At 66.8% G+C, this 12666-nt stretch carries 13 protein-coding genes and 1 pseudogene; 5 read left to right on the forward strand and 9 right to left on the reverse strand.

Translation table 11 applies throughout. From position 1 onward, the window contains the following. Positions 1 to 5: 5 nt before the first annotated feature. Genes selD through AX737_RS23640 form a run of 3 tightly spaced genes read right to left on the reverse strand, consistent with a single transcriptional unit; the run spans position 6 to position 2950 of the window. On the reverse strand, positions 6 to 1073 hold the full coding sequence (gene selD, locus AX737_RS23630; protein WP_066925600.1) for a selenide, water dikinase SelD: 1068 nt from the start codon (positions 1071 to 1073) through the stop codon (positions 6 to 8). A gap of 46 nt (positions 1074 to 1119) precedes the next feature. Beyond that, positions 1120 to 1920, reverse strand: coding sequence for a hypothetical protein (locus AX737_RS23635; RefSeq protein WP_066925603.1), 801 nt, complete (start codon positions 1918 to 1920; stop codon positions 1120 to 1122). Next, entirely contained in the window at positions 1913 to 2950 is a 1038-nt protein-coding gene (locus AX737_RS23640) for a radical SAM protein (protein ID WP_066925607.1), read from the reverse strand. Before AX737_RS23640 ends, AX737_RS23635 begins: the two co-directional genes overlap by 8 nt. Before the next feature lie 94 nt (positions 2951 to 3044). Here AX737_RS23640 and AX737_RS23645 point away from each other — a divergent pair, with 94 nt between their 5' ends. From AX737_RS23645 to AX737_RS23665, 5 genes are all read left to right on the forward strand, one after another. Beyond that, positions 3045 to 3890 (forward strand): class I SAM-dependent methyltransferase, encoded by an 846-nt coding sequence (locus AX737_RS23645; RefSeq protein ID WP_066925610.1) that lies wholly within the window; start codon positions 3045 to 3047, stop codon positions 3888 to 3890. Positions 3891 to 4048: 158 nt separating this feature from the next. Then, positions 4049 to 4936, forward strand: a complete 888-nt coding sequence (locus AX737_RS23650) for a putative selenate ABC transporter substrate-binding protein (RefSeq protein ID WP_082773259.1) — start codon at positions 4049 to 4051, stop codon at positions 4934 to 4936. Between the two features lie 10 nt (positions 4937 to 4946). Continuing rightward, positions 4947 to 5615 carry an ATP-binding cassette domain-containing protein gene (locus AX737_RS23655; protein WP_066925616.1) on the forward strand — a complete coding sequence of 223 codons (669 nt, stop codon included), beginning with the start codon at positions 4947 to 4949 and terminating at the stop codon, positions 5613 to 5615. Then, entirely contained in the window at positions 5612 to 7207 is a 1596-nt protein-coding gene (locus tag AX737_RS23660) for an ABC transporter permease (protein WP_230366168.1), read from the forward strand. Before AX737_RS23655 ends, AX737_RS23660 begins: the two co-directional genes overlap by 4 nt. Positions 7208 to 7281: 74 nt before the next feature. Beyond that, complete coding sequence (locus tag AX737_RS23665) at positions 7282 to 7944, forward strand: hypothetical protein (RefSeq protein ID WP_066925619.1); 663 nt, start codon at positions 7282 to 7284, stop codon at positions 7942 to 7944. A gap of 8 nt (positions 7945 to 7952) precedes the next feature. Here the strand turns inward: AX737_RS23665 and AX737_RS23670 are convergent, their stop codons facing one another. From AX737_RS23670 to AX737_RS23695, 6 genes and pseudogenes are all read right to left on the reverse strand, one after another. After that, positions 7953 to 8696, reverse strand: coding sequence for a glycosyltransferase family 2 protein (locus tag AX737_RS23670; protein ID WP_082773260.1), 744 nt, complete (start codon positions 8694 to 8696; stop codon positions 7953 to 7955). Then, positions 8693 to 9766: a radical SAM protein gene (locus AX737_RS23675; RefSeq protein ID WP_066925625.1), complete on the reverse strand. Its 1074-nt coding sequence runs from the start codon at positions 9764 to 9766 to the stop codon at positions 8693 to 8695. Before AX737_RS23675 ends, AX737_RS23670 begins: the two co-directional genes overlap by 4 nt. Further along, entirely contained in the window at positions 9763 to 11034 is a 1272-nt protein-coding gene (locus AX737_RS23680; protein WP_066925628.1) for a glycosyltransferase 87 family protein, read from the reverse strand. The genes AX737_RS23675 and AX737_RS23680 overlap by 4 nt, the downstream gene beginning before the upstream one ends. 23 nt (positions 11035 to 11057) lie before the next feature. Then, on the reverse strand, positions 11058 to 11780 hold the full coding sequence (locus AX737_RS23685) for a TIGR04282 family arsenosugar biosynthesis glycosyltransferase (protein ID WP_082773261.1): 723 nt from the start codon (positions 11778 to 11780) through the stop codon (positions 11058 to 11060). Positions 11781 to 11907: 127 nt separating this feature from the next. Next, positions 11908 to 12384, reverse strand: coding sequence for a DUF411 domain-containing protein (locus tag AX737_RS23690; RefSeq protein WP_066925634.1), 477 nt, complete (start codon positions 12382 to 12384; stop codon positions 11908 to 11910). 65 nt (positions 12385 to 12449) lie between these two features. After that, positions 12450 to 12629, reverse strand: a pseudogene (locus AX737_RS23695) (efflux RND transporter permease subunit); the annotation flags it as partial. Positions 12630 to 12666: the final 37 nt, after the last annotated feature.

Here is a 12666-nt window from a genome sequence, read left to right on the forward strand (position 1 = left end):
GCGCCTCAGGCCTCGACCCGGATGCCGGCGGTCCCGGTTTCGAACCGCCCGACGACGGCGGCTTGGGCAAAGCCCGCGGCCCGGATTTGGACGAGGATCGCCTCGGCGCGCGCGGGCGTGCAGGTCACGAGCAATCCCCCGGATGTCTGGGGATCGGTGAGAATATGCCGGCGCCAGTCCGGCAGGTCTTCGGGAAGGGTGACCTGGCCGCCGAAGCTCGCCCAATTGCGGTGCGAGGCACCCGTGACGAAGCCGTCCTGCGCCAAGGCCTCGGCCTGTGGCAGAAGCGGGATCGCGCCACCGTCGATGACGAAGGTCAGGCCGGCGCCTCGCGCCAGTTCCAGACCATGTCCAAGGAGACCGAAGCCGGTGATGTCGGTCATGGCGTGGACCTCCGCATCGCACGCCAGATCCGCCCCGACCTTGTTAAGGCGCGTCGTGGTGGCGACGAAGTCGGCATAGCCCTCGCTGTCCAGCGCCTCGCGCTTGATCGCGGCGGAGTAGATCCCGACGCCAAGGGGCTTGGTCAGGATCGCGACGTCCCCGGCCCGCGCGTCGGCATTGCGCCTGACCCGGGCACGGTCGCACAGCCCGATGACCGCGAGGCCGTAGATCGGCTCAGGCGTATCGATGGAGTGGCCGCCGGCGATCGGGATGCCCGCCTCGGCGCAGGTGCTCGCACCGCCTTTCAGGATCCTGGCTACGACCTCAGGGGCGATCTTACCGACGGGCATGCCAAGGATGGCGAGCGCCAGAATCGGCTTGCCGCCCATCGCGTAGACATCCGAGATCGCGTTCGTGGCTGCGATGCGTCCGAAGTCATGCGGATCGTCGACCATCGGCGTGAAGAAGTCGGTCGTGGCGATGAGGCAGGTGCCGTCGTCGAGCGCCCAGACCGCGGCGTCGTCCGCCGTCTCGTTCCCGACGAGCAGGCGCTCAAACGGACCCGCCGCCGGCTGATCGGCCAGCAAGGTGCGCAGGACCTCCGGGTCGAGCTTGCAGCCGCAGCCGCCGCCATGGGCGAGGCTCGTCAGCCGGACCGGGGGCATATCGAGCTTGGGATCCTCAGACATTGCGACCTCTGACAGATGGAAACACGGGATTGTCGTAAGGCTGGTCCTACCAGACCAGGGCGGGCATCCGGTACAGGCGACCAACGCGGTCGCCAGGGGGCGTCGGCGTGTCAGTGCCGATATGCAAGGCTGAGAACCCGTGTGCGAGTGCTCCCAGGACGTCGAGCGCGTAGGTGTCTCCGACGCCCAATACGCGGCTTGGGTCGACGGCGCGATCCAGCATCGCTTCCGCCTGAGCGATGCCATTGCCGTAAATGAGGCCTCCCGGCTTGCCGGTCTCCACGACCACGCCGCCGATGTCGCGGTAGCGCCGGGCGACGAGGCCGGCAAACCGCAAACGTTTGTCGCCGACCACGAGGCTGGTGTCAGGGTTGGTGCAAAGCATCTGGAGGCCGCGCCTTAAGGCGACCGCGAGCACCAGGTCCAGGTTATGGTCCGTTTCGGGATACCCGGTGCACACGACGAATTCGGCGGTCTCCGGTTCAGCGAATGCGATGGCCAGCCCCTCGAAGAGGCACCGGTCGCGAAGCGGGCCGATATGCAGGACCGCTCGCCGGTCTTGGTCCTTAAGCAGGATTCGGGTGACGTCGGCGGCGGTGGCCACGCTGTCATAGGCAGGCGCGACCCCTCGGGCGGCCAGAGACCCAAGGAGCCGGGTCCCGGGTTCCGGGGCGTTCGAAACGAGCACCACCGTCCCACCGCAGGCCCGGAACGCGGTCAGGGCTGCCGTAGCCGCGGGGAAAACTTGCCCTTCGTTGTGCAGGACGCCGAAGACGTCGCAGAGCAGGACGTCGTAGCGCCCGGTGAGTTCGCCGAGACCGGAGATCGGCTCGGCCGTGTCAGCCACGGGCTTGGACGATGGTCGTGCAGGCGCTCTCAAGCTTCGGCAGGTCGCGGGTCGCCGCCATCGTGACTGCGAGCGGACGATCCTCTCCCCGCACGATGGGACAATAAGGGTCCACCTCGTCGAGGCGATCCAGGAGGCGCCGCCGGCCGGCGCAGCCCCCGTGGCAGGACGCTTCGTGGATGCAGCCGCGACACGGCTCGGGCAGGGACCTGGCCGCCACGAAGGGCGCGGTGTCGAGGATGCCGGCACCGGCTTCGAGCAGCGTGTCGAGGCTCTGCCCGGCGCCCCAGTACACGCAGGGCTGCACCGTGGCGCGCGGTGTCACGCGCACGGTCCCGACCCCGCATCCACCCTTGCGCGCTGGCATTCCGGCCATGGCCCGGACGAGGGGCTCGCCGATGGCAATGACGTCGGTCTCGGCCAACAGGCGCTCGAACCCGCTCCAGTATTCCTCGTAGGTCAGGGCGAAGGCGTCGGTGCGCACGGCCTGGTAGACGTTGATGCGCAGCGGTGCGTCGAAGGCCTTGGCGATGGCAGCGATCTCGTGCAGGCGGTCGAAGTTGGTGCGCATCATGACCGCGATGAAGGTGACGCCGACGCCGAGCCGTCTGCAGCGCGAGGCCTGCTCCATGACGAGGTCCCAGTTGCCGTCGCCCCGCTGCGCATCCTGCTCGGCTTTCGTCGGATAATCGATCGAGAACTCGATGTCGGCGAAAGCCTGCACGGCCGCATCGTCGATCATCGCGATGGAGTGGCCGTTCGAGGTGATGGTGAGCTTGATTGGCTCGGCCCGCAGCAGGTCGAGCAGGGCCGGGAACTGCGGATGCATCCCATTCTCGCCGGTGCCGAGATTGACCGACCGGACCGGCAAGCGGTCGAGGACCGCACGGACCTGCGTGGGACCCAGGCGGTCCACCCTGTCCGGATCGCGATAGCAGAAGCTGCAGGCGAGATTGCACTCGTTCGTCAGCCCCAGGCCTAGCGAGAAGGTGCGGACTGGATCGGGCGCGGGCATGGGCGTGGCTGTCATTCGGTCCTGCCGATAACCGCGGACAAAGGGAGAAGGCGACCGCGAGACACGCGGCCTGAAGGCTTATAAAGGGTTGTTCGCGCCAGAGGCCAGAATGGTGACATCGAGCCTTCAACCCGACCAGCAGCCAGACCTATGGAGCGAGCATGCCGACGCTTACGAGGCCGTCTTCGAGCCCCTGACCGACCGTTTCGCGCAAGCCGCCGTCGCCGCCCTTGGCCTGGCACCGGGCCAGCGCTGCCTCGACGTGGCCGCGGGCGCCGGCGGCGCGGCCCTGATGGCCGCACGAGAAGGGGCCACCGTCCTGGCCATCGATGCGGCGCCGGGCATGGTGGACCGCATCCGATTGCGAGCCATGAGGAGCGGGCTGCCGGTCGAGGCGGCATCGATGGATGCGCAGGCCCTCGCCCTGGATGACGGAAGCTTCGACGCAGCCCTATCAATCTTCGGCATCATCCTGTGTCCGGACCCGGTGCGTGCGCTCAAGGAGGCGGCCAGGTTGGTCCGGCCCGGCGGGAAAATCGCCATCGTGACCTGGACGGAGCCGCAGAACTACGAACTCATCACCCGGCTGCTGGCCGCCATCGCAGCGGTGCGCGGACCGCAGCCTTCCCTTCCGGGCACCCCGGCCCAGCTTCGCTTCAGCGATGACGCCGCCTTCCGCACCCTGTTCGGGTCCGCGAGCTTGGAGGTGGATGGCATCACGCGGATCGAGGCCGCGCTCGAAGCGCCTTCGGCCCTCTGGCTCTCCGAGAGACTGGACTTCGCTCCGGGCATCGCGGCCTTGCTGGCGGCCCAGGGCGAGGATCGAGCGGCGGTCCTCGCACGCTTCGTCACGGACCTGGAGCGCGACCAGGGCCAGGGACCCGTCGCCCTGCGTGCCATAGCTTTCCTCGGTGTCGCCTGCGCCCCTCCGGTAAATTCGGCAACCCGCCCGTAACCGCCGGATCGGCACCGACGAACGCCCTCCGTGATTTGCGGCCAAGCTGATTGCGTGGCCTTATCGCACCGTCCGGAGCTGCCGGCGGTAGACCCGTATGTGCTACGCCAGGAATGAAGCTGCGCATTGGCTGCGGCGGATCAAGCAGGGATAGTTGGATGCTCGGATTGAAGCAGATATGGCCGGTCCTCGCGACGGTCGGCTACGTCCTCGGCTGCGGTCCGGTTCAGGCGCAGGATAGAGAAATGCCCGTCTTCGTGTTCACGGGCATCCCCGATCAGGACGAAAGCCGTCTCGTCGAGCGCTTCGGCAAGGTCGCCGGTTATCTCGAAGGCAAGCTCGGCGTACCGGTCAAGTACATCCCGGTGAAGAACTATCCGGCGGCCGTCACGGCCTTCACGAACGGGCAGGTCCAGCTCGCCTGGTTCGGCGGGTTCACGGGCGTCCAGGCCCGCAAGGCGGTCCCCGGCTCGCAGGCAATCGCCCAGGGTGCCGAGGATGCCGCCTTCAAAACCTATTTCATCGCCAATACCAAGACGGGTCTCGTCAAATCCCAGGACTTTCCGAAGGATGTCGCCGGCAAGACGTTCAGCTTCGGTTCCCGCGCCTCGACCTCGGGCCGCCTGATGCCGGAGCACTTCATCCGGGAAGCGTTTCCCGGCAAGACGCCGGAGGAGATCTTCTCCCGCGTGGGATTCTCGGGCGATCACAGCCGCACGATCCAACTCGTCCAGTCCGGCGCCTTCGAGGTCGGGGCGGTCGATTACTCGGTCTGGGATCTGGAAAGCAAGGCCGGCAAGGTCGAGGGCAAGGACGTCACAGTGATCTGGGAAAGCCCGACCTTCCCCGACTACCAGTGGACGGTGCGAGGCGATGTGGACAAGACCTACGGCGCCGGCTTCACCGAGACGCTGAAGCAGGCGCTTCTCGGCATCACCGACCCTGCCATCCTCGCGCCTTTCGCCCGAACGAAGTTCATCTCCGCGACGAACGCCGACTATGAACCCGTGGAACGCGTCGCGAAATCGACTGGGTTGCTAGATTGACGGCGCGCCAGTGACAACGCCCGCCATCGTCCTTGCCGATGCCCACGCGGCCTACGGCGGGACCACCGTTCTTTCCGGGATCGACCTGACCATCCGGACCGGCGAACGCGTGGCGCTGATGGGACGGTCGGGGTCCGGCAAGTCTACGCTGCTCGCCCTCATCCACGCGCAGGTCTCGCGTGACGCGGCGCTGATCCCACAAGCGAGTGCCCTCGTGCGCACGCTTTCGGTGTTCCACAACGTCTACATGGGCCGTCTCGACCGGCGCTCGACCCTTCACAACCTGCGCACCCTAGCCTTTCCGGCCCGCGCGGACGTATCCGAGGTCGCCGAGGTGCTCGGGCGGGTCGGGATGGCCGACGCCCTCCACGCCAAGGCGGGTGCGCTCTCCGGCGGCCAACAGCAGCGTGTCTCGGTTGCGCGCGCCCTCTACAACGGGCGGCCGATCCTGATCGGTGACGAGCCGGTCTCGGCACTGGACCAGGCGCAGGGCGGATCGGTTCTGGCCCGCCTCGCCGAGCGGCACGAGACACTGATCCTCGCGCTGCACGATATCGCGCTGGCCCTCGCCCATGCCGACCGCATCGTGGTGCTCGACGGCGGCCGCATCGTCCTCGACCGACCCACCCGCGACCTCGATGCGGATGCCCTCGCTCCGTTCTATCGGGCGGCTGCATGAGCGCGCGACTGGGCACCTTCGGCTACGGGGCCATCAGCCGCTTGTTCTTCGCCCTCGCGCTTGCGGCCTTGCTTGTGGCCGACCTCGCCGTGACGAGCCTGCATCCGTGGGCGGATTTGCGGCGCCTGCTCGACGGTTTGGTTCGCCCGGATCTACTCTCAGTCGAAGTCTGGAGCGTCGTCTACACGGTCGCGTTCGCCGTGCTCGGCGTCGGCCTCGGCGCGGGCACCGGCTTCCTGCTGGCGATCCCGTTCGCGCGGTCGCGGTTCGTGCGGGTCGTCTGCACGGGCTTGCGGTCCGTGCACGAGCTGTTCTGGGCGTTGCTCCTGATGCAGGTCTTCGGCCTCTCGGCAACCACCGGCATCCTCGCCATCGCGCTGCCCTATGCCGGGATTTGCGCCAAGGTCTATTCCGAGATCATCGAGGAGGCCGACCTCGCCGCCTTGCGCGTTCTGCCGGACGGGACCGGCGCGCTCTCCGCCTTCGCCTACGCGCGCCTGCCCGACGTCGCCTCGGCCTTCCGAAACTACACGCTTTACCGTCTCGAATGCGCCATGCGCTCGACGCTGATCCTCGGCTTCATCGGTCTGCCGACGATGGGATTTTACCTGGAATCGGCTTTCCGCCAGGGTCGCTACGCGGAGGCCGGCGCACTGCTCCTCGTCTTCTACGCGCTGATCGGCTCGCGCCGGCTCTGGGTTCGCACGGCGACGCTGCCATTCCTCGCGGTCGGAAGCTTCCTCGTCCTGCCCCAAACCGTGGGCTCGACGAACATCGGCGCGAGCCTCGTTCGCTTCTTCACCCATGACATCGTCCCTGCCCCCCTACGCGCGGCAAGCCTGCTCGATGTCGAGACATGGATGCGTCTCGGCCGGTGGTTCGGGCCGATCCTGACGCAGCAGATCCTGCCGGGCGCCGCGCAGACGCTGATCCTCTCGCAGATCGCCCTGGTCGCGACCGCCATCGGCGCGCTCCTGCTGTTTCCGCTCGTCTCTCGGCGATTTGCCGGGCCTATCGGCCATCCGCTCGGTCGCGTTATTCTCGTCGTCGTGCGCTCGACGCCGGAATACATGCTCGCCTACGTGCTGCTCCAGGTCCTCGGCCCCTCGATGCTGCCGGCCATCCTGGCCCTCACCATCCACAACTCGGGCATCATCGGCTACCTCATGGGCCGTCACGCCGATGCCCTGAGCTACCGTGCCGACGCGCCCTCGGGCCTCGACCTCTACGCCTACGAGACCGTGCCGCGGCTCTACGGGCAGTTCCTTGCCTACCTGCTGTACCGCTGGGAGCTGATCCTGCGCGAGAGCGCGATCTTTGGCATCCTCGGTGTCACGACGCTCGGCTACTACGTGGACGCCGCGATCGCCGAGCTACGCCTCGATGTCGCCGTCGTGCTCATCGTCGCGACCGCCTTGATGGCCGCCGGGGTCGATGCCCTGTCACGGTTCCTTCGCAGGGCGCTGCGCATCAATGACCTGCCAACACGGCTCTCGACCGAGGGCAGCGATGTCGACCGGCGCTGCGACGGGCTAGGTGCCACCGCACCCCTCAAGGCGGAAGGGTGCCTTCCGGCACGCGGTTCGACGTAACGCGCGATGGACGGCCCGCGAACGAAGGGCATCTCCACGCATCGGCCTCCAACCCAGACAGAAGGAACAGCCCCATGCGCACCGATCCGTTCTACGACACCTGGCTGTTCCTCAGCGGGCAGCACGGGGACCAGATGGCGTTGGGCGTCTGGCGGTGGCTCGTCGTCGCACTCTTCATCGGGCTGATCCTGACGAGCATCCTAATCGCAGCTCGGGAATGGGTTGCCGATCCACTTCAGCGCAACGGCCGGGACCTCACCATGTGGTTCCTGCGCTGCCTCGTCGGAGGGATGTGGTTCCAGAACATGCTCTGGAAGCTGCCCTTCCTCTCGACCGAGAACGGTCTCTTCTATTGGACCGGCGAGGAAGTGAAGAACGCCGCCTTCCAGTGGCATCGCGACCTGGTCCAGCACGTGCTCCTGCCGCTGCCCAATTTTTACGTCCTCGACGTCCTGGTCTTCCTGACCGAGCTCGCCTTCGCGGTTTCGCTCATCCTGGGGCTTGGCGTGCGCGTCATCGGCGTGATCGGGGTCCTGTTCGTCGCGCAGCTCTGGCTCGGCCTCTACCTTCATCCCATGGAATGGCCCTGGACCTACGTCTTCCTGGCGGGCCTCATGGGTCTGTTCAGCGTCTTCGGCGCTGGCCGCAGTCTCGGCCTCGACGGCGACCTGCGCCGACGCTACCCACCCGACATGACAAACGGCGCCATCGGCGCGTTCGTGCGACTGGCGACCTGAGCACACCCTCACGTGCTTGCGGACCGCTCCCGCGAGAGTTCACGGGCCAACCGAAGGAACGTCGTGGCGATGACCCAGGCCGCCCGCATCGACACGCGCCAATCGCCCGAGACCTTCGAGACTCCGCCCCGTCGCGGCCGCTGGCCGACCGCAACCTCCTCGCAGCGCAAGCCGCCGGCGGCGGCACGCATGAGCATTTCCAGATTCCAACCGTAGGTTTCGTCGCGCATCCCGAGCCGGTCCAGCGCGTCGCGGCGGATCGCACGGAAGGGCGACATGTCCGTGAAGCTTGCCCCGTAGGCGAGGTGCAGGAGCCCGCCGGCGAGGCGACCGGCCACGATCTGGGGCAGGCTCATCGCACCGGGCTCACGGTCACCGCGCACACGTGAACCGTGGACGAAATCGGCCCGGCCCGCACGGATCGGCCCGATCAAGAGCGGCGCCCGGTCGATCCGGTCGCTGCCATCGCCGTCGACGAAGAGGAGAATGCCGGCATCCGGACGCGCAACGGCGATGCCGGCCTGGATCGCCCGGCCGTAGCCGCGACGCCGCTCGGCGACGACCCTCGCGCCGGCAGCCTCCGCCAATTGGCAGGTCGCGTCCCGCGAGCCGCCATCGACGACGACGACCTCATCCGCTCCGTTCGCCAGCAGGCCGGCCACGACCTCGCCGATGGCGGCCTCCTCGTTCAGGCACGGGACGATGGCCGAGACCACCGCCATGTCTCGTTGCGGCCGGATCTGGCCGCTCATAGGCTCCAGCGCATACCGCAGCTGCCGCAGGCCTGAGGCGGCTTGTCCGACAGGAGCGCTTCGCGGAAATCGACGTAGGCGGCGCCGTTCCAGATCTCGCGCAGGGACTGCTGGGTGGCGTCACCCAGTGTGTAATTTTCGTAGCCGCGCTGCGAGAAGGGGGCGATGCAGCACGGGAGCGCCCGGCCGTTGGCGGTGAAGTACATTACGTTCCACGGCCGTCGGCAGAGCGACCAGGGCGAGCCGTCGTCCTTACGCTTCAGGCTCATGCCGGGCTCGCTCGCCGCGCCCGACGCGGAGAAGGTGAGCCCGAGCTCTCGGGCGGTGGCCTCCGCCTCTTCGAGGATACCGGCTTCCTCACGGTCCATGCGCTCGTAGAGGGCCTGGTCGGGCCGGGCCATACCGATGGCCTCGTCCTCGAAGTAGACGAGGCGCTGAAGGTACACCTCCTTGACGCCGGTCTCGGCCGCGACCCGCACGAAGGCGGGAAGCTCGTGCAGGGTCTCCTTCAGGCCCGTGAGCCAAGCCGAGACGCGGGGTTTGGCATGGCCCTCCCGCTCCTGCATGGCTCGGAAGGCGCGGACGTTCTTGAGGATGCGTTCGAAGTAATCCTTGCCGCGGACCGCGAGGTAGGAGGCGCGGGTCGAGGCGTCGAGGGAAACGCGCAGCTCGTCGAGGCCGGCCTCGATTAGCGCGCGGCCGTTCTTCTCCGAGAGCACGGTGCCGTTGGTGTTGAAGAGGACGTAGGTGCCGCGATCCTTGAGATAGCGGACCATCCGCGGCAGGTTTTTGACCAGCATCGGCTCGCCGACCCCGTGGAGGACCGCGCGCGCTAAGTTGGGGACCTGGTCGACGATGGACGTGAACAGCTCCCAGCTCATGTCGGCGGGGGGCTCCAGCTCCACGTAGGTGCGCGGGCAGGTCGTGCAGAGGAGATTGCAGCGGTTTGTCACTTCCAGGTAGAGACAGACCGGCGGCCGCTCGGCCTCCCGGCTCACCGCCTCAGGCGCGGCCTCGTGGTAGCGACGGGGATCGAGGGCTAGCAGGATGCCTTGCGTGGCAGCGGTCATTGCGGCGATTCCTTCCGGCCAGCGGGCGATCGAACGCGGGAGGCCACGGCTGCCGCGGCGACGAGGCCGGCGAGGATGGCGGAGCGGACATCGTAGGACGGCACCGTATCGACCACCTTGTAAAGCATGAAGCCACCGACCGTGAGGACCCATCCGGGCCATGACCCGACGAGCGCCAGGAAGGGCACCGCGATCAGGAAATACCAAGGGAATTCGGGCGAAAACAGAAAGAGTAACGTCAGCACCATGAGATTGATGTCGCCCAGGCTTCGTGCCGGCGTGCGCTCCTGCCGGAACCCGGCTCGCAGCGCTAATCCCCCAAGCGTCGCGAGTGAGAGAGCCACATAGACCGCCGTGTCATACCTCCACTCCCCGACGGATTCCCGGAACAGTCGCAGAAGCGTGAAGCCCCAGCCTGAGGCGAGCCCCTCCTCCTGAACATATCCCGTGGTCAGGAAGCCGAAGACCCCCCAGCCGACCGAGAGGTAAGGCAGATATGCCGACGCGATCAGGGCCGGGACGAGTAGAATCATTCGCCAATCCCATGGACGCCACAGCGCCGGCATCACGATCAGGGCGAACGGCTTCACCATGGCTGCGAACGTGACGGCGGCGGTTCCCAGATATCTTCGTTGGGCAGCAAGGGTGAGCCAGAGCCCGAGCATGACCAGCGCGACCATCAGCCCATCGACATGGCCCTGGCTCGCGATCTCCCAGATGGTCAGAGGGTGCCAAACGTAGGCCGCCAACCGCGTCGCTGGCCGGCGCAGCCGCCGCAGCAGGGCGAGAATTGCCAACACCGTGACGACCTCGCAGGCGACGAGCCCCAACTTGATCGCAAGGGCGCTTTCCGAGACCCGCGTGACGAGCGCGAAGAACGCCTGTGCCACCGGCGGGTAGATGGTCACCGCGTAGTCCGCGCGATTGATGAAGGGGTAGACGGCCTCGTCGCGCAGGAAGGTGAGGGCCGGATCGGCCGGGACGTAGCGATAGGGATTAATGCCGGCGCCTTGGACCATCCCGTCCCAGACGTAGCGAAAGATGTCGGTCGAGAGGAGCGGTGGAGCGGGAAGCGCGATGAGGCGCATGGCGAGGCCGACGATTACGATGATGGCAACGGCCCGGCGCTCGTCAACGCCCTCGATCCGTGCCGCCGATGCCGCCAAGATCCCTGTCGGGATAGCGGTCAGTAGGAAGGCGGTGTCGCCTAGACCCTGCAGCGTCGGCATGCCGAGCGCGACGAGGATCGTCGCGGTTATGCCCATCATGGAGAGCCGCCACGCAGGTCCCATCACACGGGCATTCCGGCAAGCAGCGTCCGCGTCGCCAAGGCCGGTCCGCCGATAAGGTCAGGCAAGGCGAATGGAAGGGCGCTGCCGGTAATCTCGTCGCGAAGGTACTGTAGGGTCAGCGCATCGTCGATGTCATACCAGATCGGCAACGTCTCGACCGCCAAGGCGATGGATGCCGCCCGCTCCAAGGTCAAACGAAACACATCGGACGTACTCCATGGGATATCCGCGAAAAGTTCAGGGTGATCCCGCTTGACGCCTATCAACGTGTAGCCGCCGTCCGTGGCCGGGCCGAGGACCACGCGATCGCCGTCTCGACGTAGCGCCTCTACCGCTTGGGCCAGAAGCGCCGGGGGAAGAGTCGGGGAATCCGAATTGATCAGCACCACCGCATCGTGATCCGGCGAGGTCAGGAGCCTGCGCGCAGCCGTTGCCAGAACCTTTCCGAAGTCGGCGCCTTCCTGCAGCAAAAGTCGGAACGAGGTGGGCAACAAGCCTTGAAGCTCGACCTCCGCACCACTCGGCGCATAGACCCCATATCCCTGGCAGCCGAGAGGGACATGCATCGCCGCTATCGTGTCGGCAACGTCGCGAAGGAAGCAGCCGGACAACGCGGCCGCTTGTTCCGCACCGATGACGGCCGCCAGTCGTGTCTTGGTATGACCGGGACGTGGGGCCTTGCACATGATGCCAAGAGCTATCGTCATGGCTTCCTCGCGCACGCGCGGGCCATCAGGCGATCCGGAAGTGCACCTGATCGCTCAGGATCGGGGATGCGATGACGAGCGAGTTTTTGATTTCCATTGTCAGCCGAAAGCGCTTTATCCGTCTTTAAAGAGGAGGCGACACTCACAGGGGTTCCGATCCACGATAGCGCGCGAACATGATCCGCACCACTGGGCCAAATAGCACGACGTCGTAGGTGTCGGGCTCCATCCCCTCGACGTCCATGCCGGGGGAGCCTGAGGGCATGCCCGGAACTGCCAGCCCGGTGCCCTGGGGCTTCTCGGCGAACAGGCGCTTGATCGCACCGGCTGGGACGTGCCCCTCGATGACGTAGCCGCCGACCTGCGCCGTGTGGCAGGAGGCGAGGTCCCGCGGCACGCCGAGGCGGACCTTGAGCGGGTTCACGGGCCCCTCGGTCACCGCCACGGTGAACCCGCTTTCGCGAAGGTGGGCGATCCACTTCTCGCAGCACCCGCAGGTCGGGTCCTTGGTCACCGCGACCGTCGTCAGGTCTTGAGCGAGGGCATGGCGCCCAAATGCGGTCGATGCTGCTAGGCCCAGAACCACGGCGCGTCGGGTCATCCACATCGTCTCGTTCATGGTCGATCTCCCGGTCTCATTCCGCCGCCAATGACAAATTTCGATGTTTGAAGGATTCCATCGAACTATCGAATTACGCGAGCCGTCAGCCTTTCACCCAAGCCATAGACCGCCGGGATCACCACCAGGGTTAGGACTGTCGACGAGACCATGCCGCCAATCATCGGGACCGCGATCCGCTGCATGACCTCGGAGCCTGAGCCAGTGCTCCACAGGATGGGTAGGAGCCCAGCCATGATGGCAACCTGAGAAGGGTCCGGCCTCGGTGACCGCGGTGCCGCG

Origin of the sequence: Methylobacterium sp. CCH5-D2 (assembly GCF_001556475.1) — a bacterium.
GTDB lineage: Bacteria > Pseudomonadota > Alphaproteobacteria > Rhizobiales > Beijerinckiaceae > Methylobacterium > Methylobacterium hispanicum.

Bases quoted from the DNA above. Each gene is read 5' to 3' on its own strand.
- selD (WP_066925600.1), bottom strand. From the start codon at position 1,073: ATGTCTGAGGATCCCAAGCTCGATATGCCCCCGGTCCGGCTGACGAGC.
- AX737_RS23640 (WP_066925607.1), bottom strand. From the start codon at position 2,950: ATGACAGCCACGCCCATGCCCGCGCCCGATCCAGTCCGCACCTTCTCG.
- AX737_RS23645 (WP_066925610.1), top strand. From the start codon at position 3,045: ATGGTGACATCGAGCCTTCAACCCGACCAGCAGCCAGACCTATGGAGC.
- AX737_RS23650 (WP_082773259.1), top strand. From the start codon at position 4,049: ATGCTCGGATTGAAGCAGATATGGCCGGTCCTCGCGACGGTCGGCTAC.
- AX737_RS23660 (WP_230366168.1), top strand. From the start codon at position 5,612: ATGAGCGCGCGACTGGGCACCTTCGGCTACGGGGCCATCAGCCGCTTG.
- AX737_RS23665 (WP_066925619.1), top strand. From the start codon at position 7,282: ATGCGCACCGATCCGTTCTACGACACCTGGCTGTTCCTCAGCGGGCAG.
- AX737_RS23670 (WP_082773260.1), bottom strand. From the start codon at position 8,696: ATGAGCGGCCAGATCCGGCCGCAACGAGACATGGCGGTGGTCTCGGCC.
- AX737_RS23675 (WP_066925625.1), bottom strand. From the start codon at position 9,766: ATGACCGCTGCCACGCAAGGCATCCTGCTAGCCCTCGATCCCCGTCGC.
- AX737_RS23680 (WP_066925628.1), bottom strand. From the start codon at position 11,034: ATGATGGGCATAACCGCGACGATCCTCGTCGCGCTCGGCATGCCGACG.
- AX737_RS23690 (WP_066925634.1), bottom strand. From the start codon at position 12,384: ATGAACGAGACGATGTGGATGACCCGACGCGCCGTGGTTCTGGGCCTA.